The sequence below is a fragment of the Sulfuriroseicoccus oceanibius genome (assembly GCF_010681825.2).
GTDB classification, from domain to species: Bacteria; Verrucomicrobiota; Verrucomicrobiia; order Verrucomicrobiales; family SLCJ01; genus Sulfuriroseicoccus; species Sulfuriroseicoccus oceanibius.
In genome coordinates, this window is sequence record NZ_CP066776.1 from 3,434,701 (window position 1) to 3,456,661 (window position 21,961).

Here is a 21,961-nt window from a genome sequence, read left to right on the forward strand (position 1 = left end):
CACAGTCCCGATAGGTTGTCAGAATAAAGGCACCGACGGCATACAACCCATCGGTGCCGGAATGAGATTACTGGATCTTGAAGAGAGCCTCGCCGAACTGAACCGGAGTGCCATCTTCAACGAGCACCGCAGTGATCGTGCCGGACTTCTCGGCCTTGATCTCGTTCATCACCTTCATCGCTTCGATGATGCAAAGAGTCTGACCTTCGGCAATCGCTGTGCCCACTTCCACGAAGTTCGCTGCATCCGGGGATGGCTTGCGGTAGAAGGTACCCACCATTGGCGAGGTGATTTCTTCACCTGCTGCGCCATCGGCTGCAGGTGCTGCGTCTGCTGCGGCCGGAGCCGCTGCTGCCACAGGTGCAGGGGCGGCCGCTGCCGCTGGTGCCGCCGCTGGAGCAGGCAATGCGCTCAGCACGGATTTGATATCGTCGAGCTCGCTGCCTCGCTTGAGCTTGATCTTGAATTCGTCCTTCTCGAGATGGAAGAGCGACAGGTCGTTCTCCTTCATCATCTCGACGATCTTGCGGATATCTTTAGTGTCCAAAACAGTCTTGGTTGGGTTGAGGTGGATGGTTGGGATTCGAAATCGTTCGTGACGCACAGACTACGGCGGCGTTTCACCGGTCGTCAAGCAAGGTTAATCCGTGATCTGCGCTGCCAATTTACACACGGCGGGCATTCACGCCCTCGGCAATCAGCTTCCAAAAGTGTTTGTTCTTGGCGAGCTCTTCATCTTCATCAATGTCGCCAAGGTTGGTGCGGAACAAGAAGTCCGTGAATGTGTTACGATGCAGCACACGGTGCACGATCACCGACTCACCACAGACCTCGAAGTAAATCCTGGAATCGCTCGCACGATAACGGAACAACATTTTCCCGTCTCGCTCGATGCGGCCAAACTTCGGATGTTCGCCGGCAGCGATCTTCTCCACATCTTCAGCCGTCACCTTGAACTCGGACAGCAATTCAAGCTGTTCCAAGGTATCAAGCTGGCTGATCTCGGAGGCGCTGATCTCGTTGAATACAATCTGTAGCACACTCCGAACATGGAACCGGACATTTGAAGATTCAAGAGCCAAGAATCAAGAATGCGGACTCGCCGAGTTCGCCTCAACTCAGGCTCGCACTTATACCATTTGAACGGTCAAATTGGCGGAATGGCGAAGAGCTTTTTCGAGTGAGGCAAGACGCGAACCGCGATGCTAGCGGGCTACCTGAGCGGTGAGCAACACAGCATCACTCAAAAAGATCCCGCCAAGATCACTTTCGCAATCTCTGATCCTACTCACTCGATCCCCATCGGTTCCGACAAGGTGACCGTTTAAATGGTATTACACCACAATCCGGCCCAGACGAGGCGACCCGAAGCGACACAGAATCTCCCACGAAATCGTCCCGGCCCGCTCTGCCAACTCGGAGGCGGTGATCTCGTCACCTCCCGCACCGCCACCCAGCACAATAGCCACATCCCCGCGCTGCGGCCGCTCGGGCAGCTCACTCACATCCACCATGATCTGGTCCATCGTCACCCGCCCCAACAACGGACAACGCCGACCATTCACCAAAACCTCCGCCCCGCTCTCGGACAAATGGCGGAAATACCCGTCGCCATATCCGATCGCAATCGTAGCCACCGTCGTCACCGGCTCGCGCTCGGTCACAAACCGCCGCCCATAACTCACCCCGCTCCCAGGCGCCAAATCACGGACCAAGGTCACCCGCGCTTTCACATGTAGAGCCGGGCGCAAAGTCACGTCAGCATCCACAGGAGCCACCCCGTACAACAACAAACCCGCACGCACTGTAGTCGCATGGCGGCTCGCACAGGTCAACAAGCCCGCACTATTGGCCAAATGCACCATCGGAGGCAATCCATGCTCATCCGCCAGAGCATCCAAAAACGCATCAAAGCGCGCGGTCTGGTCACGGGTAAAATCATCGTCGTCGTCAGCGGACGGGTAATGCGTCATCAGTCCATCCAGCCGCAGCCCGGCACATTCCTCGCGGACGAACCGGATCAATTCACCCGCCACGTCAAGCACCGCCCCTTCGCGTCCCATTCCGGTATCGACCGCAACATGCACGCCCATTTCCTCACCGGGGCGCTGGCATTCCATCTGCTCTTGATAATCCCGCGCCTCACTGACACACGAGATCACGGGAATCCAACCATTGGCAACCACCTCCGGAATATCGCCCACCGGCACCGGCCCGAGCATCAACACATCAGACGTCGCGCCCACCTCGCGGATACGCGTGGCTTCGGAAACACAAGCCACTCCAAACAAATCCACCTCAGGGTCCAGCGCCGCCGCCACCGCGCCGAGCCCGTGCCCATACGCATCCGCTTTCACCACCGCCATCAACTGCATCGGCCGTCCTGCCACCGCTGATGACAATCCCCGCACGGCGCGGGCATTCTCCACCACGGCGGACGGATCGGTCTCGACCCAGGCGCGGTTCATCGAAAGTGGGTGGTCAGGCATCGGCGTGAAATTCTGGCGGCTCGCGAAGTTCCACATTCGTTGCCACAGCCCCACCGGAGCAAGCAAGATCTATCCTTAAATCGTCTCTTGTTCCCAGTTCACGGTGAGTTCCGGCTTGCTCACCCCACCCCAGCTCGTCATAACAACGCACCATGCTCACCAAACACATTCTCACCACCGCCGCGGCACTGACGATACTCGTCCCATCAGCCCTCGCCAACGATGCCCCGACTTCATCGCCAATCACTCCAGTCACCACGATCGAAGTCAGCGACGGCACCACGTTGATCGAAGTCACCAACAACGAGGCCCGCGTGGAAAACAACATCATCCGCGAGTTCGCTATCGGAAAGAACATCACCGTCGCCTACAAAAACACCACCGAGAAGACCGTCTTCCCCAAGTACACGCTCAAAGCCTACAACCGCTACGGCCTGCTCCTCGGTGAGAAATCCGTTGGCGGCGGCTTGATCTTCAGTTCCGGCCCCTCTTTGGATCCCGGCGCACTCGGCGGCGATACCATTTATTTTGACTGGATCGATCTTGAGGCCATCTTTTCCAACTCCAGTCTCGAACTGCCCGCGGACTTCTCACAGATCAAATGGCTCGCCATTTCCGACAGCAACACCGCCATTCCCGCGAAATGAAGCGCATCTGGAAGGCCGCACTCGGGCTTCTCGCCATCACCACGTTTTGCGCATGCCAGACGTCCGGCACCACATCCCGTGGTCCGGGCATGCTGATGGATTATTACCCGCAGGTCGCGTTCGTGGGGGGAACCGATAGCTTCTCAACCAAAGCCGAGCCGCTGAAACTCGGCCTCATCTACGAGGTCGACCGTGGGTTCGTCGATCGCATCGATATCAAGATCGATGAAGAATATTTCGCCCGCTCATACATCGTCGAGCGTACGAACAAAGGGAAGTTTTTGCTAACAGTGGACATCAGCCACCTTGAGGCAGGCGAGCATTCGTTACGGGTAATCGCCCACCAAGGCGCACGACTACCACGTCCGGTGTCCGGCCGCACTGCAAAGCTCCCCTTTGTAGTGATCCGCTAACACCCCCACCCCATGGAATACGAAAAGCTCGGCTCGTTCTACCTCGGACGCGAAATCGATCCGGAAACCAAATCCCAGACCGACGACCTCGTTCTCTACGATTCGCGCGACCTCGTAACCCACGGCGTGGTTCTGGGCATGACCGGATCGGGCAAAACCGGCCTCTGCATCAGCTTGCTGGAAGAGGCCGCGATGGACGGCATCCCCGCCATCGTCATCGACCCCAAAGGCGACATCGCCAACCTGATGCTCACCTTTCCTGAACTCAGCGCCGATGAGTTCAAACCATGGGTCAACCCAGACACCGCCCGCCGCAAGGGCGTCAGCGTGGACCAGTTCGCCGCCGACCAGGCCGAGCTGTGGAAGTCCGGCCTCGCCCAGTGGGGGCAGACCGGCGAGCGCATCCGCAAAATGCGTGACCAGGTGGAGACCACCATCTTCACCCCCGGTAGCACGGCGGGCATTCCGGTTTCCATCCTCGGCTCACTCGCCGCCCCGGACGCCGCGCTCATCGACGACCGAGAAGCTTTCGCTGATCTGATCGAATCCGCAGTCACCGGCATCCTGACCATGGCAGGAGTCGACGCCGACCCGGTGCAGAGCCGCGAACACATCCTGCTCGCGTCCATTCTCCAACACTACTGGACCCAGGGAGAAAACCTCGACCTGCCACGGTTCATCCAGGCCATCCAATCTCCGCCGATCCAGCGCATCGGCGCTCTCGACCTCGATCAGTTCTTCCCCGAAGACAAACGATTCGACCTCGGCATCCGCATCAACAACCTGATCGCATCCCCCGGATTCAGCCAATGGCTCAATGGCTTCCCCCTCGATATCGACCGATTGCTCTATAGTCCGGAAGGCAAACCGCGCATCTCTATCATCTCGATCGCCCACCTCAGCGACTCGGAGCGCATGTTCGTCGTCTCGATGGTGCTCAACCGCATGGTCGAATGGATGCGCCGCCAGTCCGGCACCACCAGCCTGCGCGCGCTGGTCTACATGGATGAAATTTTCGGCTTCCTGCCACCGACCGCCAACCCACCGTCGAAAAAGCCGCTGATGACGCTGCTCAAACAAGCACGTGCCTACGGTGTCGGCACCTTGCTCGCCACGCAGAACCCAGTCGATCTCGACTACAAGGCATTGTCGAATATTGGCACATGGTTCCTGGGAAGGCTCCAAACCGAGCGCGACCAGGCCCGCGTCATGAGCGGACTCGAAGGCGCTGCCTCCAGTCAGGGAGGACAATTCGACCGCAAGGAAATCGAGCAAATGCTCGCATCTCTCAATGGTCGCGAGTTCCTTCTCCACAATGTCCACGCGGGCAGTGACCGGGTCTTCCACACCCGCTGGGCCATGTCCTACTTGGCAGGCCCGCTTTCCCGCCCGCAGATCGAAACGCTCACCGATCCGATACGCGACCGCTTCCGATTCGCCCACCAAGCCCCTCAGCACAGCAACGCACCGGGCAAAACGAAGTCATCGGCGGTGAAACCGCGCACCAACGCCAAAATCGATGAGTATTTCCTCCCCCCTCTCGTCGATGGTGCGGACGACCTTAGCTTCCACCCTTACCTGCTGCGCCAGGCCACCGTGCGCTTTATCGATCCGTCCTCCAGCGAGCCAGTGGAACGCTCGTTCAGTGAGTTGATTCCGCTGGTGAAATCCATCGCAGTCACCGACGAAGATCACCTTGAACCCTTCGACGCCAACGACCGGTTAACCTCCGTCCCTACCGAGGGCATTCCTTTCGAACCTCTGCCCACCGTCGCCTCCGAGAGCCCATTCTTCACCAGCGGTGCCCGCAAATGGAAGGACACGCTCTACCGGAATGAGAGGCTCGATGTGCCCCATTGCCCGGCGCTCGACCTCGAGGCCACCATCGGAGAGTCCCCTGCCCAGTTCCAAATGCGCATCGCCCAAAAGGCGCGGGAGCTTCGCGATGAAACCAAAGACGACCTGCGCCGGAAGTACTCCCGCAAGCTGGAAACATTGGAAGACCGGCTGCGCCGCGCGGAACAAGCCGTCGAACGCGAAGCAGAACAGGCCGCAGAAGCCAAGCGCTCGACCTTGATCGAAGTCGGTATGTCTGTACTTGGTGCCCTTTTCGGCGGGCGTCGGATCACCACGTCACGCCTCGGCACCGCAGGCCGCAAGGTCTCCCGTTCCTACCAACAACACACCGACATCGCCCGCGCCGAGGAAAACCTCGAGGACGCCCAACAAGACCTCGAAGCCATGGAGCGGGAACTCGAGGACGAACTCGCCGCCATCGACGATCGTCTCTCACCAGCCAACCTCGCCATCGAAACCCAACAGGTGAAGCCGCTGAAAAAGAACATCGATGTCACTAGCTACGCCCTCGTCTGGCGCGCTGAGTGAAGATGGGTGCCATTTGAGCCAGCTGTTTTTGTTTTCCACCGAAGACAAGAACGGCGTCCCTTCCTCGCTTCGCCCCCAATAACGGAGGGCGCTGGTGGATCGACATTCCTGTCGACATCCAAAAAACCGGAGCGCAGGGACCACTCGTCACGCCCCCAGCGTATTCATGGCGTACGCGATTAACAACACCTGAGGCACCGTCAGCAAGGGCAGGAACAACGAGATCTTCCACGACTTGGTGGTCTCACGCAGCACCATGATTTCGGTGTAATCGGTTGCGGCCCCTGCCATCAAAAACGTAAACGCGTTACCCGGCGCTCCCGCGCGGTTGAACAAATCCGCGGCAATCGGAGTAGAGCCCTCGGAGCACACCTCGATCACCGTCGCCGCCACCAGCGTCAGCGCCAACCCGACCACACTCGGACCAAAGTACTGGCCGAAAAACTCCTGCGGCACGAACACACGGATCAATGCGGCGAGGATGGTCCCGAACAACAACCAGCGCACGATCATCCCCGATTGTTTCACTCCTTGCACCAACACACGGCCAAGGCGCCCCGGCGTCCACTTGGTTCGCTTGATCGCGGCCTTCGCCTCCGGCCAGAACTTGAACCCAGCCGGCAGATCGATCCGGTTCGGGTTCTCCGGCAATACGCCTTTGCCCACCAGTCGCTCAAACATCCACCCCGCCGACAGCGCAATCACTCCCGAACACACGATAAAAACCAAGGTCCAAGGCAACCCGATCAGCGCGATCAAAATCAACGTCAGCGACAACGAGTTCCACGGGCTCGCGATCAAAAACGCCATCGTCTGCCCAAGTGTCGCACCCCGACGGTAAAGCGTCATCCCCACCAGCAGGATCCCGTGGTTACAGAGATCCAGCAACAATCCAGCGAACGTGGCGCGCAACAATCCGCGGAACCCATTTCCTTTCCCCAGCAAGCTGATGATGAACTCACGCGGCACGTCATGCAACACACCCACCGCGACCATCCCCAGTGCCAGCCCCCACCACATCTCCTTCAACAGCATCGCAATACTGTGACTGAACTGCGCCAGCTTCGTCCCGGCTTCCGCCAATCCGAAAACCGTAACTACCACCGCCGCCAGACAAACCAGCAGCGATCCCCACATCAACCAATCGAACTTCTTCTTTCCGCCACCACCACAGCACGACGCCTCACGCTTACCCGGTTGATCAGCCTTCGCAGGCGTCCCGCCGACCGAGAAATCAACCTCCTTGCCCCCTCCTCCACAACACGAACCACCAGCCGCCTTCTTCTTCGGCGTGGACGGCTTCGGCGCGAGATCAAAGTTCAGATCGTCGCTAAACACAGGGCGGTTTTTCTTTTCCATAACTCAGGCAACTCGGGGAATCCTTCCACCATAGCAGACAGCGCAACTCCAGCGGCACCGGCAGGTCCCTGTGTTGGAGTTTTCCACATAGGACTGAGAGTCCACTAAGACTTATGGCGCCACCAGCTCTCCTTCGCACACTGAGGAGCTAAAAACTGAACACTAGCAAACTAGCACTCTTCTTTGAGATAGACCCACGTAGCGCCCCAGCCTCCGGAGCCTCCGCCCGCCAGGTGAAACTCCCGCACCTCCGGCAGCTTCTCGAGCAAGCGGTGCACACCCTCGCGCAACGTCCCAGTCCCCTTGCCGTGGATCACGCGGACCGTTAAGATCCCACGCGCGCGGCACTCATCAAAGTAGGCCGGCAACAACTCCCCGATCTCAGACGGGCGGAACGTGTGCAAATCCAGCTCGTTGGTGATCGGAATCTCCACCTCATCGGGAATCTCCTGCCCGTCGTCTGTGCCATTTGTGTCGCAATCCATGGATTTTTACCGTAAGCAATCCCGCCGATGGTCGGCAAGCTGACATGAGCCAATCCGCCCCAACTCCTGACGCTCCCAAATTCTCCGACGCCCTGAAATTCTGGTGGAAACTCGGATGGATCAGCTTCGGCGGCCCCGCCGGACAAATCGCCATCATGCATCAGGAGATCGTCGACAAACGACGCTGGATGGATGACGACCACTTCCTCCACGCCCTCAACTTCTGCATGCTGCTGCCCGGCCCGGAAGCCATGCAGCTCGCCACCTACCTTGGATGGCGCCTTCACGGCGTGCGTGGAGGCATCGCTGCCGGAGCCCTTTTCGTCCTGCCATCCGCACTCCTTTTGCTCGGACTCTCGTGGCTCTACATGGCCGCAGGCGACGTCACCTGGGTGAAGGGCATCTTCGACGGACTCGAACCTGCCGTGATCGCCATCGTCCTGAGCGCGATGCTCAAGATCGGAGGCAAAACCCTGCGCACCCCGGCACTCTGGGCCATCGCCGCGCTCTCGTTTATCGGCATCTTCTTCCTCAACATCTCGTTTGTTCTGATCATCGCCGGAGCTGCCGCCACAGGACTCATCGGCGCACGCTGGCTGCCTTCTCAGTTCCCCGCCAAACAAACACCACCCACAGATACCAGCGGCCAGTCTCTCTCAGCACACGCCCCGTTGCCCGACGTTCCAAAACCAACCCTCGGGCGCAATTTACGGGTCCTCACCAGCGGACTCTGCATCTGGCTCGTCCCATTGATCGCGATCGGCGCATGGCTCGGCTGGAACGGCACGCATTTCCAGGAGGGAATTTTCTTCAGTAAAGCCGCCCTGATCACATTCGGCGGTGCCTACGCGGTGCTGCCCTACGTTGCCCAACAAGCCGTCGACATTCACGGCTGGCTCGATCACGGCCAGATGATGGCGGGGCTCGGATTGGCGGAAACCACTCCCGGCCCGTTGATTATGGTGCTCCAGTTCGTCGGGTTCGCCGGAGGATGGCAACACCCGCCGGTGGGCATGTCGCCATTGACATCCGGCACACTGGCGGCAGCGGTCACCAGTTGGACCACATTCCTCCCCTGCTTCATGTTCATCTTCCTCGGCGGACCCTACGTCGAATCGATGCGTAACAAACCTGCCATCGCTGCGGCACTGACCGCCATCACTGCAGCGGTCGTTGGCGTGATTCTCAATCTCGCCATCTGGTTCGCCCTCCATGCGCTGGATCTAGCCAACGGAGGCATCAACGGGTTCGTCGCTATCGCCGCAACCCTCTCGTTCGCCGCCATGAAATGGCTCAAGCTCGACCTGCTCTGGGTCTTGGCCGCCTGCGCTCTGGCCGGGCTGGGTCTGCAACTGATCTGATGCCTGTTCTATTGTTCCTATGGGCCCCATGGGAGCAACTAGGTGCGCTCCGATACTTTCATGGGACCTCCGAATTCCACTGGCATGATTTCACATGCTGGGGCACCCTTTCTCCATGTTCGTCTGGAGTAAATTATCATCGCACCAATGGCGCGACGCCTGGGAGGAACGCTTCCACGGCGACGGCCAAACCAACGCCGTCATCACCGACATCAAAGGCAACAAATCCATCCGTGTCGAGGTTTACACCGAGACCAAGGAACAGGCCGAAGCAATCCAAGAACAGTTCGGGGGATCTGTACGGGAACTCAAAATGGAGAACTGGGCAGCGATGACCCCGCCTCCGGGCAAACCGTTGTTCATCCGCGACCAGTTCATCATCTCCAACGCGAGCGATGAAGCCAAAGTCGCGGAGCTCAAAGCAGCCAACCCGAAGAAGCACTTCATCCACATCCCACCAGAGCTCGCATTCGGCACCGGTGATCACCCGACCACCGCCACCTGCATGCGCCTGCTTTGCGACATCTCGAAAGAGTTCAAGCGCTCGGAGAATCCGGAATGGTCGATGCTCGATCTGGGAACCGGCACGGGATTGCTCGCCATCGCCGCCACCAAACTCGGTGCCCAGCCCGACCAGGTACTCGCCACAGACTTCGACCCTCTCGCACTCAAAGTCGCCAAGTCGAATGCCGAGCGCAATGAGACGCCGACGATCACATTCGAAGAAAGCGATGTCACCCAGTGGGAGCCACCCCGTCAGTTCCGAGTCGTGGCCGCCAACCTTTTCGCCAACGTGCTCATTGCCGGCATGCCCGCCATCCATAAGGCCATCGAACCTGACGGGCACCTGATCGTCTCGGGCATCCTCCACAGCAGCTGGCCAGACGTGGAAGAAGCGCTGCTCAAAGAGGGGCTCCTCATCAACGAACCGATCCGCCGCGGGAAATGGGTAACCGCCCACTGCCGCAAGGCATCCGCCTGATTATCGCTCCATGACTTCGAGCGACAATCAGCAACCAATCGACTGGCAACAACTCACCGAGTCACTTCAATCCCAAGTCAGGGACAAACTCGGTGGGTTGGCCTCTCCCCGCTGGGCAACCACCGTCCGGGTCGTCTTCAACCCACGACTCAAGTCCACCGCAGGCCGCGCCCTGCCGGGGGCTGCGTTGATCGAGTTGAACCCACGGCTGGTCCCAATCGGCGACGAGCATTTGCTCGAAACCTTGTGGCACGAAGCCGCTCATCTCCTCGCACGAAAGCGCCACCCGATCCGCCGCATCCAGCCCCACGGCGCCGAGTGGCAACAAGCCTGCACGGACCTGGGGATACCAGGCGCCGCCGCAACCCATCGGCTGCCATTGCCCCGCACCCGCCAGCGCCCGAAGTTCCTCTACCGCTGCCCGGAGTGCGGATACGAAATCCAACGGGTGCGTAGAATCCGGGCCGAGGCCGCCTGCCACCGCTGCTGCACTACCCACAACAGCGGCCGCTTCGACTCGCGCTTTCAGCTCACCGAGTTCGCGCTCAATTATCCGTAATCTCCAACGCGCGAAACTTGACCCAACCGCCCGCCGTAACGACACTCCCATCCGACTTCATCACGACTCTATTCCCCTCTGCTCATGGCTAAAGACATCGTCTACTTCGACCTCGAAACCCAGCGCTCCGCCAACGATGTCGGCGGATGGAACTTCAAAGACCGCATGGGCATGTCAGTCGGCGTTACCTACAGCACCGCCAGCGGCGAATATAAAATGTACGCCGAGAGTGAAGCAAACGAGTTGATTCAACAACTCCTCAACGCCGATCTCGTCGTCGGCTACAACCACCTCTATTTCGACTACGCCGTGCTCCAAGGCTATTACGCCTTCGACATCCTCAGCCAAACCAACAACCTCGACATGATGGTCAGCATTGAAAAACAATGCGGCATCAGACCGAAACTCGACTCCGTGGCTGAAGCATCCCTCGGTGCAGGAAAAACCGCAGAAGGCCTCCAGGCAATCAAATGGTGGCGCGAAGGCAAGTTGAAGGAAATCGCAGAGTACTGCGCCTACGACGTCAAAGTCACCCGCTACGTCCACGAGTACGGTGTGGAGAATGGCTTTATCAAGTTCAAGGACAAGGCCGGACACGATGTAAAAGTCGACGTCCCTTGGTAATCCGGGTCGTTCAGATCGATTTGAGCCAACACCTCCATGCCTCCGCACCCCGCCGTTAACCGCCTGCCAATCATCGGCGTCATGGGCTCAGGATCGTTCTCCTACGATCACCTCGCTCATGATGTGGGCACCGTCTTGGCTGGCGAGGGCGTGCACCTCCTCACCGGCGGAGGGGAGGGCATCATGGAAGCCGTCTCACGCTCATTCGTGAAAGCCCGTTTCCAAGGACAGGGCCGCGTCCTCGGGGTCATCCCTGGCAACAGCAACGGTACCCTCCACCCGTCTCACGAAAACTATCCTAACCCATGGGTGGAAATCCCCATCTACACCCATCTGCCTCTCACAGGCATCACGGGAACATCGACGATGTCCCGCAACCATATCAATATCCTGACGAGTCAGGTTTTGATCTTCCTTCCGGGCAGCGCAGGCACCGCCTCTGAGCACACATTGGCCCAACAATATAATAAGCCAATGATCGGCTACTTCCCCGAAGGCCTCGTGCCTCCGTTCTGGAATGACGATTACCCCACCGCATCGTCCCCGGAACAACTCACCGTCTGGCTCCGGAAAACGCTTCAATCGTTATGGAAATTATAACGATTTTAGACTTCCAATTCCTCAAAAGTCACTTGCGCTCAAGCTTATAGCAATCTCATAGTATCGCTATGGCAACCAAGAGTCTGAAAATCACCATCACGGTACCTCACGGCATCAAGTCCTCCGACGCGCTCGTTGTACAAGCGACCAAGGCCGCCCAGGACGTCATTGACGAATCCGGCGATCTCCTCGCCCTCCAAAAAGAACTCGCCGCCAAGGGCCTCGAGTTCACCCTGGACGAACTCGCATCCCGCCGCACCACCGCCAAAAAGGCAAACAACCGCGCCGCCGCACCAAAACGCGCAAAGAAGAAAGGCAAGCGTAAGAAGCTTACCGCTGCCGACCGCGCAGGAATCATCGAAGATCTGAAAGCAGGCGCTACCGCCAACGCCACGGCCGACAAATTTGGCTGCTCGCCTGCAAGCGTCAACAACATCAAGCGCGAAGCCGGGCTCACCAAACCCCGCGCCTAGTATTACAAACCAAAGCTTAATTCCCCATCGTCGGACGGCCACACGCTGCCCGGCGATTTTTTGTATCTAGCCTGGCCCCATAAGTCCTATAGGCCCTATCAGACCTATTTCTCCACGTCTGTCACACACGGCCCCGCCCAGCGCATTCCTCCGCCCTCACCTCCCGAATTCAGGGCAAAAAAAATCCCCATCTCCTACTCGGAGATGGGGACCATCAAGTTCTGGCGGCGACCTACTCTCGCATGGCCTATCGCCACACTACCATCGGCGCAACGTCGTTTCACTTCCGGGTTCGGGATGGGACCGGGTGGGACCAACGTGCTATAGCCACCAGATGGCAGCCACGATTCCGATTCATTCGTTTCGTGGCTGGTAATCTGATGACCAGTTGCCTGGTTTCAGAACTTGATGAAAAAAGATCAACGCGAACAACTCAGTCTGAGCTGACGTGTGAGTGAACCTCCTTGGGGTGATTCACTGATATCTGTATGCAGAAGAGGCAATTAGAAACACAATCTTGTGTCTTTCGATTCCCGTCATTCCTGACGTTCGTTTAGAGAAATAAAACCAATCTAAACAAGAAGAACAAGTCGAACGGATGATTAGTATTACTAAGCTGAACATGTTGCCATGCTTACACCCGTAACCTATCAACGTGGTGGTCTACCACGATCCTTCAGGGAAAATTAGTCTTAGGAGGGGCTTGGCGCTTAGATGCTTTCAGCGCTTATCCTTTCCGCACTTAGCTGCCCAGCAATGCCCTTGACAGAACAACTGGAGCACCAGAGGTGCGTCAAACTCGGTCCTCTCGTACTAGAGTTTGAACCCTTCAATTTTCCTACGCCCACAGAAGATAGAGGACCGAACTGTCTCGCGACGTTCTGAACCCAGCTCGCGTGCCGCTTTAACCGGCGAACAGCCGGACCCTTGGGACCTTCTCCAGCCCCAGGATGCGACGAGCCGACATCGAGGTGCCAAACTTCGCCGTCGATATGAACTCTTGGGCGAAATCAGCCTGTTATCCCTAGCGTACCTTTTATCCGTTGAGCGATGGCAATTCCACATTCAACCACCGGATCACTTTGACCTACTTTCGTATCTGCTCGACTTGTGGGTCTCACAGTTAGGCTGGCTTATGCCAATGCACTCGAAACGCAATTGCCAACTGCGCTGAGCCAACCTTCGCGCTCCTCCGTTACTCTTTAGGAGGATACCGCCCCAGTAAAACTGACCGGCTGCCATTGTTCCCCTACCTGATTCAAGGTCAGAGGTTAGATTTTCCAATACCAAAGGGTGGTATCTCACTGGCGGCTCCACATATCCCTAAAGATATGTTTCAAAGCCTCCCACTTATGCTGAGCATTGAAACCGAAAAATCAATAACAGCGTACAGTTAAGGTGCATAGGGTCTTTCCGTCTTTCTGCGGGTAGACGGCATCTTCACCGTCATTACAATTTCACTGAGCATCTGGTTGAGACAGCGGCCAACTCGTTGCACGATTCGTGCAGGTCGGAACTTACCCGACAAGGAATTTCGCTACCTTAGGACCGTTATAGTTACGGCCGACATTCACCAGGACTTGGGCTCGGAGCTTCGCTCGAAAGCTAACACCTTACCGTAATCTTTTGGCATTGGTCACGTGTCACATCGTATACGTCGACTTTCGTCTTAGCACAATGCTGTGTTTTTGCTAAACAGTCGGTTGGCCCGGTTCACTGCGGCCCCCAATAAAGGGGCACCCCTTATCCCGAAGTTACGGGGTCAATTTGCCGAGTTCCTTAACCAGATTTCACTCTTACGCCTTAGTATACTCAACTCACCCACCTGTGTCGGTTTACGGTACGGGCTCCTTAGCGTACCCCGCGACTTTTCTAGGCGGTTGGATCATGAAGGTAGGTTCAGCCGAAGCTTCCCCTCTGCCACTTTCAATCGGCATTATCAGTCACCACCCGCGTCCTCGCGGATTAAGGTTCGGAGGTGCTGGAATATTAACCAGCTATCCATCGCCTACGCCTATCGGCCTCGGCTTAGGTCCCGACTAACCCTGGGACGAAAAACGTTGCCCAGGAAACCTTGGGTTTACGGCGGACGGGGATTTCACCCGTCTTATCGTTACTCATGTCTGCATACTCACTTCCCAACACTCCACCGTCAGTCGCCATCGGGCTTCAATGCTGTTGGGAACGCTCCCCTACCACACTCTATAAAGAGCATCCAGAGCTTCGGTATACCGCTTGATCGCCAATTATTTTAGGCGCAAGATCTCTCGATGAGTCAGCTGTTACGCACTGTTTAAATGGTGGCTGCTTCTAAGCCAACATCCTCACTGTCAAAGAAATCTCACATCCTTTCCACTGAGCGGTATTTGGGCACCTTAGCTGCTGATCTGGGTTGTTTCCCTTTCGACTATGAAGCTTATCCCCCATAGACTCACTGCTGTGTTTCACCCCACGGTATTCGGAGTTTGATTGAGTTTGGTAACCGGGTATGGCCCCTAGCTCATTCAGTGCTCTACCCCCGTGGGTCAGCACACAACGCTGCACCTAAATGCATTTCGGGGAGAACCAGCTATCACCGGGTTTGATTAGCCTTTCACTCCGACCCACAGCTCATCCGAGCGTTTTTCAACACACATCGGTTCGGTCCTCCACTGCATTTTACTGCAGCTTCAACCTGGCCATGGGTAGGTCACCTCGGCTTCGGGTCCAGCGCCAGCGACTATGTCGCCCTATTCAGACTCGCTTTCGCTACGCCTCCGTCCCGGAAGGACTTAAGCTCGCCACTGGCACTGACTCGCAGACTCATTAAGCAAAAGGCACGCCATCACCCCATATAGAGGCTCTGACACCTTGTAGGCATGCGGTTTCAGGTTCTATTTCACTCCGCTCGCAGCGGTTCTTTTCACCTTTCCCTCACGGTACTTGTTCACTATCGGTCACCAACTAGTATTTAGCCTTACGCGGTGGTCCGCGCAGATTCACACAACGTTTCACGTGTGTCGTGCTACTCAGGAACATCCTAGGGTTTCTTCAGATTTCGATCACGGGGCTATCACCCTCTATGACGCAACTTTCCAGATGCTTAATCTATCTTCAGAAATCCCACATCGGAGTCCTACAACCCCAGGAGCAAGCTCCTGGTTTGGGCTCTTCCGCTTTCGCTCGCCACTACTTACGGAATCGATTCTCTTTCTTTTCCTCCGGTTACTGAGATGTTTCACTTCACCGGGTATTGCGACCTCTTGCCTATGTATTCAGCAAGAGACGACTGAGTATTAACTCAGCCAGGTTACCCCATTCGGAAATCCACGGATCAAAGCTTATTTGCAGCTCTCCGAGGCTTATCGCAGCTTATCACGTCCTTCATCGCCTGTTGGTACCAAGGCATCCACTGCATGCCCTTATATACTTGTTCTCTTGATTTAGATCAGTAAGTAACTCACCCCCTCAAGGGAGGATCATTACAAAATTTGCCGTTGTTAGTATTTCTACTAGACGTCAGGATAGAAATCATTGTCACACAATGAAATTGTATTTCTATATTACTTTTTATCCTGCATACAGATATCAAAGAACCATCTCTTTTGGATCACCATCGTTCCACTCAAACCAACAACGTCTCAATAAATGGTGGGCCAGACAGGACTTGAACCTGTGACCTCACGCTTATCAAGCGCGCGCTCTAACCAACTGAGCTACAGGCCCTTCATTTGGCGTAGCCAGTAGCTGGCAGCTAGTAGCAAGGTTTCCCTTCCTACTCCCTACTTCCTACTCGCTACTTGAAGACGTTGGTGGAGGCATGGGGATTCGAACCCCAGACATCCAGCTTGCAAAGCTGGCGCTCTACCAACTGAGCTATACCCCCGTTGGAAAACGGTTTTTGTGGAAGGAGAAGTAAAGACTAAAATGTGCACTGCGCGATTCCAAACGCACTCAAGGTTGTGAGTTGTCAGTTCATTTCTTCCCTGACTGCGCCAGCTTGTTTCCAAACTTATGCTGCAAGCAGCACTTAGGCGTCGACCTATTTGCCGGATATTTCCGTGAGACGGACCGGTCAAATTACTCCTTAGAAAGGAGGTGATCCAGCCGCAGGTTCCCCTACGGCTACCTTGTTACGACTTCATCCCAGTTACCAACTACACCTTAGGACCGAGTTGCGATACTTCGGGTGCGGTCGGCTTCCATGATGTGACGGGCGGTGTGTACAAGACCCGGGAACGTATTCACGGCGCCGTAGCTGATGCGCCGTTACTAGCGATTCCAGCTTCATGTAGGCGAGTTGCAGCCTACAATCCGAACTGAGCCCAGTTTTGTAGATTTCCTCCACCTCGCGGTATCGGTTCTCATTGTACTGAGCATTGTAGTACGTGTGCGGCCCTGGGCATAAGGGCCATACTGACCTGACGTCGTCCCCACCTTCCTCCCAGTTGATCTGGGCAGTCTGACTAGAGTCCCCACCATTACGTGCTGGCAACTAATCACAGGGGTTGCGCTCGTTGCGGGACTTAACCCAACATCTCACGACACGAGCTGACGACGGCCATGCAGCACCTGTGCACGTCCAACCGAATTGACAGTCTGCTTTCACAGACCTACGACGGCATGTCAAGCCCAGGTAAGGTTCTTCGCGTTGCATCGAATTAAGCCACATACTCCACCGCTTGTGCGGGTCCCCGTCAATTTCTTTGAGTTTTAGTCTTGCGACCGTACTCCCCAGGCGGCTCGCTTAACGCGTTAGCTCCGGCACGAAAGGGGTCGAATCCTCTCACACCAAGCGAGCACCGTTTACTGCTAGGACTACCAGGGTATCTAATCCTGTTCGCTCCCCTAGCCTTCGTATCTCAGCGTCAGTAAATGTCCAGAGTCTCGCCTTCGCCACTAGTGTTCCTCACGATATCCACGCATTTCACTGCTACACCGTGAATTCCAGACTCCCCTCCATTACTCTAGCGTGGGAGTATCGGGTGCAGTTCCGAGGTTGAGCCCCGGGCTTTCACACCTGACTTTCCACGCCGCCTACATACGCTTTACGCCCAGTGATTCCGAACAACGCTTGGGACCTTCGTATTACCGCGGCTGCTGGCACGAAGTTAGCCGTCCCTTCCTCTCCAATTACTATCAAATACTACATCTATTAAACATAATACCCATACTCATTGGTGACAGGAGTTTACGACCCTAGGGCCTTCATCCTCCACGCGGCGTTGCAGCATCAGGCTTTCGCCCATTGTGCATGATTCTCGACTGCTGCCACCCGTAGGTGTCTGGACCGTGTCTCAGTTCCAGTGTGGCCGGACATCCTCTCAGACCGGCTACCCGTCGTTGTCTTGGTAGGCCATTACCCCACCAACAAACTGATAGGCCGCGAGCCAATCTCGAAGCGGCAGGCCCGAAGGTCCCTACCTTTAGCAAGAAATGGAATCCCATCTCCGCCACATGCGGTATTAATCCAACTTTCGCTGGGCTATCCCGCTCTTCGAGGCATATTACTCACGTGTTACGCACCCGTTCGCCACTAGGAATGCATTTAGCAAGCTAATCACATTCCCCGTTCGACTTGCATGTCTTATCCACGCCGCCAGCGTTCGTTCTGAGCCAGAATCAAACTCTCCATAAAGAAATTGGTATTGGCGTATTGCCAAAAAGTTTTCAGTCCGATCAAGCAGCTCCACAGCCACTTGCCAGACCCGTGCGATAAACTTGTCACCGCACAGTACACATTTTAGCCTTTTCTTCTCCAATTCATACTGACACTCTCCGGTCAGCACGAATCCAACTTTTCAAAAGATCTCACACGCTCGGACATAAAAAAACGACCACCTTCGCTCAACTCTCATTGAAGCAGCAGGCGATCGACTTCGCGTCGTTCGCGTCCGGCTCGTTCCGGCCGGGCTTGAAGTATACGCACGCCCAAAGTCCCCGCAACTCATTTTGAGGCGGAAGGTGCGAATTATTCGTATATTCACACCCCGAACCCACCCCTCAACCCGCTGAAATCCAGCAATGTACGACGGTCCGAATATTCACGTAAAATTCGATTTCCGGCACCCACAGCGTGCTTTAGTCCGCTGAAGCAGCGCCATCCTGACACGACAAAGGCCGCCCTCACGGGCGGCCTTGTTGCTTGGAATCAATCGGCTGAATGCAACAGAGCACGCAGCCATCACTTGTCGCCCGAGGCGTCCACTGGTTCGCCCCGGTCCCTCAACACAGTGATCAACTCGGCGGCAGCCAGCGACATCTCAGCCCCCTTCTTTCGCACGATCCCAATCGGCAACCAGAAGTCAGCCGAGCTCAACTCAACCACACTCAGCGAGAGCTCCTGCGCTTCGTCGTGTATAGAGCTCTCAGGCAAGAAGCCCACCACGCCCTCAATCGCGATTGCTCGCTTGGCCGCATCCGGGTTCCGCACTTGAATGACGATATCCAAATCGACATTCGCTTTCTTCAAGATCTCCTCCAGCACGACACTTGAGACGCGGTCGGCCGCGTACCAGACGAAGCGCTCGCCCCTCAGGTCACGGACATTCACTACGCCATGCCGAGCCAAGCGATGAGTCTTCGGGCAAACCAACACCAGCTTCTCGTGCCACACGGTCTCTACCGTGAAGCCTTCACGTTTTTCCGGATAAGGAACCAAGGCAAAATCCACCTGATCCTCCGCCACCGCTTCGTAGCCGTGTTCCCACGCCAGATAGCTGGTCTTTACCACAAGAGAAGGGTACTTCTCAGCGAAACCAGCCCGCACTTCAGCCAAGTCGTAGAGGCCAATATTCGGCACGGTCGCAACACGCACTTCCCCTCGCGGCACACCACTCGCCTTCAGCAGGCGCTCAGGGATCTCGCCATAAGCGTCTAAAATTCGTTCCGCAGACTTCAAAAACACCCTGCCCTCATCCGTCAACGAAACCGGCTTCCCCCGATCAATCAACTGCACGCCAAAATGCTTCTCCAACCCACGCATCTTCTGGCTCACCGCGCTCTGGGTCAGCAAATTGCGCTCGGCTGCAGCAGAAAAGCTTCCGGTGGCCGCGATATCGCAAAATACTTTTAACGTCTCAATGTGCATAACGAGAAAAACTCAGAGACTCAGTCTCGATAGTGATGACCCATAGCCCGAAGAACGCCCCTGTTCCACCTTTTGGACTCAACGAAGTTATGAAACCGCCGAATTACCACCCTGAGAGGCACCTATTCATTACCGGCTGCAGAAAAATTGCCCCTCACCCTCGCCAGCCTCAGTAAAAGACACCTGCATTCGCTGCGTGGCAGCGCTCGGCGAGCGACACGGCAAACACCAACAACTCCTCGTAACACAGTCGGTAGACTTCCGGTATCCCCCCCGGATCCAAAACCCAGGAGAGGTTGCAATCGGAAGCCGATCCCAACACATCATCTTCATTCCACCACGAATCGCCAGTCCGACGAAGCCCCCCATTCTGAATAAACGCCAGACGTTCACCGGGCGTAAACATAGAAAAACGAATCGCCGCTACATCCGGCCACTGATTCGCTAGCCGTTCCTGGATAGGGTTGACTACATTCAGGATGAAGAGCCACATCTGACGGACCGCCACCTGCCGATCCTTCAATCGACGCGTAAGCTCCGCTACTACCGCGAGAGTCATGGCCGAGGGGGAAACATTCGCCTCACGAATCGACCGCGGCATCTCACTCTCCGCGCACGGAGCGTCCACACCCAGCGCCTGCCACCAAGCCGCCCAAAGAGAGCCCTCCCGCCATCGTTTGCGATCATAAGGAAGAATCCTTACCAGATCCTCTCCCAGCACATCCTGCCACGGCTGCAACATATCGGAAAACAACTCTCCCCCGCCAACCCGATTCATCATCGGCTTCCTGGCGTCCCGGGCATCCTTGCCGGATTTCACCAATTGCGAAAAAACCGCTTCCACATATTGATCCGGTCGTCTCAGCCAAGCGAGCACCTCAAGGTCAATATCGGCTCCGCGGAAAACCGAAAACAAATCCTCCACCTCGGCACGGTTCAATTTCGACATTCCTTCCGCTGAGACCACCACCAAATCGCTCTCGGAGGCAAGCACCTCACGCCTCATATCAACCGCAGCCGACAAATCGCCGAACATTTGCAATTCCTGAACCAAACGATGGTGCGCACTTCCGTCCCTGCCAGCTCGCGCATAATGAACCGGACACCGCCCCTCACGCGCCAGATACTCCATCCATGACTGAATCGCGCTGGTACCCGTCTTGTGCACCCCGATATGTAAGATCAGCCGCTTACTCATAGCCCCGGATAATTATCGCCCAGCCGGAACTTCGGAGTCCACGCTCCACTTCCGCTTGAACCCATTCAACTGGTCCTCGGAATACAAGTGGCGAAGGATCGGCGCCTCATACAGATCATCCAACAGGCGGCCAGACAATTTGTAATTCTTCACCGCCTCCCTGTACTCCGCCGCATCGGCACGCGACTCCCCATCATTTGCCTTCACCACATTAAAGGCATCTGGCGTGACATGATAAAACTCAGCCAAGGTTTGATCCAACCGCCCAAACGACTCGGTAGTCAGCACCAACAACCGGATGCGGTCGGTTTCAAAAACCCCATACCCCTTGTCATGATCAATGCGCACATCCTCCAAACTGATCCCATAGAGCAACTCCAGCTCATGATGCGCCCAGTTCTGCATCCACTTCAGATGTTCTTCCGGATGAAATGGATACTCACCCGCTAGCGGAACCTGTAGCCCCCTTCCCCTGGCCTGCATCACTTCTGCGGCATCTTTCGGCCCACCGCGCGACTTCACATAGTAACGGAAGCTCAAAGCAGCGGCCACTGGATCCCGGAACGCACAAATCACATTCAACTTGTGCTCAGGAACCGGCAAGGCCTCGTAACCGGGCCAATCTTTCAGATATCCCAATCCACCGAGAAACTCGCGCGTTGCCAGTGCCCGCTGGTACTGATGCTCCGCATCCTTCCTAGCAGCCTCGCTGAAGGCAACCTCACACTTGCGTTTCAAATCCTCCATCGCAGCCACAGAGTAGAAATGAGCACTCATCGCGGCGTCCACCACCTCCTTGGAGGCCCACAACGTCGCCAACAGCGAGCTGTTCCCCGTTTTTTGAATGGCGTGGACCATATGAAGATTCCGCTCCGGAGCACTCTTCATCCCTTCGCTAGCCAACAACACTTCAGCATCAGGCGCTGGTGGCGCTTCGTCCGCCACTGGCTGGACAACCTGCCCCCCCCGCGCGGCCAACTGCGCCTCCAATTCACCAATTCGACGATCCAGATGCTCACCGGCATGGGTGAGCTGGTCCGCCAGAGCCCGGTGCACTCCCTGCAAACCGCTCGCCTCATCAGTTCGTTTCCTCTTAGCAACCTTGGCCTCAACACCTTCGATCTGGGAACGCATGCGCTTTTGCCGTTGCATCAGCTTCTCCAAAACCCTCTCATGTTGACGGATCCGCCCGCGCACACTGAGCACAAGCAAGATCAACGCCCCCAGCATCGCAAATTGGAGCGCCCATAAAATCATTTGCACGGTATCCATTCCGCGCACATCGAACGCCGTTCACCCCCTCCCTGTCAAACACCA

At 56.5% G+C, this 21,961-nt stretch carries 17 protein-coding genes, 2 tRNA genes and 3 rRNA genes; 9 read left to right on the forward strand and 13 right to left on the reverse strand.

The window, feature by feature from the left end; all coding sequences use genetic code 11:
• Positions 1-67: 67 nt before the first annotated feature.
• The 3 genes from accB to alr form a co-directional block, all read right to left on the reverse strand.
• Positions 68-547: an acetyl-CoA carboxylase biotin carboxyl carrier protein gene (accB, locus tag G3M56_RS13950; protein ID WP_164365300.1), complete on the reverse strand. Its 480-nt coding sequence runs from the start codon at positions 545-547 to the stop codon at positions 68-70.
• A gap of 118 nt (positions 548-665) precedes the next feature.
• On the reverse strand, positions 666-1,040 hold the full coding sequence (locus G3M56_RS13955) for a hypothetical protein (RefSeq protein WP_164365299.1): 375 nt from the start codon (positions 1,038-1,040) through the stop codon (positions 666-668).
• Between the two features lie 294 nt (positions 1,041-1,334).
• Complete coding sequence (alr, locus tag G3M56_RS13960) at positions 1,335-2,489, reverse strand: alanine racemase (protein ID WP_164365298.1); 1,155 nt, start codon at positions 2,487-2,489, stop codon at positions 1,335-1,337.
• Between the two features lie 152 nt (positions 2,490-2,641).
• Here alr and G3M56_RS13965 point away from each other — a divergent pair, with 152 nt between their 5' ends.
• The 3 genes from G3M56_RS13965 to G3M56_RS13975 are packed head-to-tail and all read left to right on the forward strand — an operon-like array spanning position 2,642 to position 5,934.
• Complete coding sequence (locus G3M56_RS13965) at positions 2,642-3,136, forward strand: hypothetical protein (RefSeq protein ID WP_164365297.1); 495 nt, start codon at positions 2,642-2,644, stop codon at positions 3,134-3,136.
• A complete protein-coding gene (locus G3M56_RS13970; protein WP_164365296.1) occupies positions 3,133-3,549 on the forward strand; it encodes a hypothetical protein in 417 nt (138 codons plus the stop codon). Before G3M56_RS13965 ends, G3M56_RS13970 begins: the two co-directional genes overlap by 4 nt.
• 12 nt (positions 3,550-3,561) lie before the next feature.
• Positions 3,562-5,934: an ATP-binding protein gene (locus tag G3M56_RS13975; protein WP_164365295.1), complete on the forward strand. Its 2,373-nt coding sequence runs from the start codon at positions 3,562-3,564 to the stop codon at positions 5,932-5,934.
• 147 nt (positions 5,935-6,081) lie between these two features.
• On the opposite strand, the gene G3M56_RS13980 is transcribed toward G3M56_RS13975, so the two are convergent.
• Both G3M56_RS13980 and G3M56_RS13985 read right to left on the reverse strand, forming a co-directional pair.
• A complete protein-coding gene (locus tag G3M56_RS13980; protein WP_235203480.1) occupies positions 6,082-7,293 on the reverse strand; it encodes a permease in 1,212 nt (403 codons plus the stop codon).
• A gap of 170 nt (positions 7,294-7,463) precedes the next feature.
• Complete coding sequence (locus G3M56_RS13985; protein ID WP_164365294.1) at positions 7,464-7,778, reverse strand: Smr/MutS family protein; 315 nt, start codon at positions 7,776-7,778, stop codon at positions 7,464-7,466.
• Between the two features lie 44 nt (positions 7,779-7,822).
• Between G3M56_RS13985 and chrA the strand changes: the two genes are divergently transcribed.
• The 6 genes from chrA (at position 7,823) to G3M56_RS14015 (ending at position 12,377) form a co-directional block, all read left to right on the forward strand.
• A complete protein-coding gene (gene chrA, locus G3M56_RS13990; RefSeq protein ID WP_164365293.1) occupies positions 7,823-9,139 on the forward strand; it encodes a chromate efflux transporter in 1,317 nt (438 codons plus the stop codon).
• Positions 9,140-9,254: 115 nt separating this feature from the next.
• Positions 9,255-10,121 carry a 50S ribosomal protein L11 methyltransferase gene (locus G3M56_RS13995; RefSeq protein ID WP_164365292.1) on the forward strand — a complete coding sequence of 289 codons (867 nt, stop codon included), beginning with the start codon at positions 9,255-9,257 and terminating at the stop codon, positions 10,119-10,121.
• A gap of 10 nt (positions 10,122-10,131) precedes the next feature.
• Positions 10,132-10,680 (forward strand): SprT family zinc-dependent metalloprotease, encoded by a 549-nt coding sequence (locus G3M56_RS14000; RefSeq protein ID WP_164365291.1) that lies wholly within the window; start codon positions 10,132-10,134, stop codon positions 10,678-10,680.
• 84 nt (positions 10,681-10,764) lie between these two features.
• Complete coding sequence (locus tag G3M56_RS14005) at positions 10,765-11,304, forward strand: ribonuclease H-like domain-containing protein (RefSeq protein ID WP_164365290.1); 540 nt, start codon at positions 10,765-10,767, stop codon at positions 11,302-11,304.
• A gap of 36 nt (positions 11,305-11,340) precedes the next feature.
• Entirely contained in the window at positions 11,341-11,904 is a 564-nt protein-coding gene (locus G3M56_RS14010; RefSeq protein ID WP_164365289.1) for an SLOG cluster 4 domain-containing protein, read from the forward strand.
• A gap of 68 nt (positions 11,905-11,972) precedes the next feature.
• Entirely contained in the window at positions 11,973-12,377 is a 405-nt protein-coding gene (locus G3M56_RS14015; RefSeq protein ID WP_164365288.1) for a hypothetical protein, read from the forward strand.
• Between the two features lie 219 nt (positions 12,378-12,596).
• Here G3M56_RS14015 and rrf read toward each other — a convergent pair.
• From rrf to G3M56_RS14055, 8 genes are all read right to left on the reverse strand, one after another.
• A 5S ribosomal RNA gene (gene rrf / locus G3M56_RS14020) occupies positions 12,597-12,712 on the reverse strand.
• A 246-nt stretch (positions 12,713-12,958) separates the two neighbouring features.
• Positions 12,959-15,792 (reverse strand): 23S ribosomal RNA (locus tag G3M56_RS14025).
• Between the two features lie 213 nt (positions 15,793-16,005).
• Positions 16,006-16,082: transfer RNA gene (locus G3M56_RS14030), tRNA-Ile, on the reverse strand.
• A gap of 84 nt (positions 16,083-16,166) precedes the next feature.
• Positions 16,167-16,242 (reverse strand) — tRNA-Ala (locus G3M56_RS14035).
• Positions 16,243-16,447: 205 nt separating this feature from the next.
• A 16S ribosomal RNA gene (locus G3M56_RS14040) occupies positions 16,448-17,994 on the reverse strand.
• Together the 16S, 23S and 5S rRNA genes with 2 tRNA genes alongside form the textbook arrangement of a ribosomal RNA operon.
• Positions 17,995-18,540: 546 nt before the next feature.
• Complete coding sequence (locus G3M56_RS14045; protein ID WP_164365400.1) at positions 18,541-19,446, reverse strand: LysR family transcriptional regulator; 906 nt, start codon at positions 19,444-19,446, stop codon at positions 18,541-18,543.
• Positions 19,447-19,615: 169 nt separating this feature from the next.
• Entirely contained in the window at positions 19,616-20,644 is a 1,029-nt protein-coding gene (locus G3M56_RS14050) for a hypothetical protein (RefSeq protein ID WP_164365399.1), read from the reverse strand.
• Between the two features lie 12 nt (positions 20,645-20,656).
• Entirely contained in the window at positions 20,657-21,916 is a 1,260-nt protein-coding gene (locus G3M56_RS14055; protein ID WP_235203481.1) for a putative capsular polysaccharide synthesis family protein, read from the reverse strand.
• Positions 21,917-21,961: the final 45 nt, after the last annotated feature.

Excerpts from the sequence above, each read along its gene's own strand:
- G3M56_RS13985 (WP_164365294.1), bottom strand. The coding sequence starts at position 7,778 with ATGGATTGCGACACAAATGGCACAGACGACGGGCAGGAGATTCCCGAT.
- G3M56_RS13975 (WP_164365295.1), top strand. The coding sequence starts at position 3,562 with ATGGAATACGAAAAGCTCGGCTCGTTCTACCTCGGACGCGAAATCGAT.
- alr (WP_164365298.1), bottom strand. The coding sequence starts at position 2,489 with ATGCCTGACCACCCACTTTCGATGAACCGCGCCTGGGTCGAGACCGAT.
- G3M56_RS14050 (WP_164365399.1), bottom strand. The coding sequence starts at position 20,644 with ATGAGTAAGCGGCTGATCTTACATATCGGGGTGCACAAGACGGGTACC.
- chrA (WP_164365293.1), top strand. The coding sequence starts at position 7,823 with ATGAGCCAATCCGCCCCAACTCCTGACGCTCCCAAATTCTCCGACGCC.
- G3M56_RS13970 (WP_164365296.1), top strand. The coding sequence starts at position 3,133 with ATGAAGCGCATCTGGAAGGCCGCACTCGGGCTTCTCGCCATCACCACG.
- G3M56_RS13980 (WP_235203480.1), bottom strand. The coding sequence starts at position 7,293 with ATGGAAAAGAAAAACCGCCCTGTGTTTAGCGACGATCTGAACTTTGAT.
- G3M56_RS14055 (WP_235203481.1), bottom strand. The coding sequence starts at position 21,916 with ATGGATACCGTGCAAATGATTTTATGGGCGCTCCAATTTGCGATGCTG.
- G3M56_RS14015 (WP_164365288.1), top strand. The coding sequence starts at position 11,973 with ATGGCAACCAAGAGTCTGAAAATCACCATCACGGTACCTCACGGCATC.
- G3M56_RS14000 (WP_164365291.1), top strand. The coding sequence starts at position 10,132 with ATGACTTCGAGCGACAATCAGCAACCAATCGACTGGCAACAACTCACC.
- G3M56_RS14005 (WP_164365290.1), top strand. The coding sequence starts at position 10,765 with ATGGCTAAAGACATCGTCTACTTCGACCTCGAAACCCAGCGCTCCGCC.
- G3M56_RS14045 (WP_164365400.1), bottom strand. The coding sequence starts at position 19,446 with ATGCACATTGAGACGTTAAAAGTATTTTGCGATATCGCGGCCACCGGA.
- G3M56_RS13965 (WP_164365297.1), top strand. The coding sequence starts at position 2,642 with ATGCTCACCAAACACATTCTCACCACCGCCGCGGCACTGACGATACTC.
- G3M56_RS14010 (WP_164365289.1), top strand. The coding sequence starts at position 11,341 with ATGCCTCCGCACCCCGCCGTTAACCGCCTGCCAATCATCGGCGTCATG.
- G3M56_RS13995 (WP_164365292.1), top strand. The coding sequence starts at position 9,255 with ATGTTCGTCTGGAGTAAATTATCATCGCACCAATGGCGCGACGCCTGG.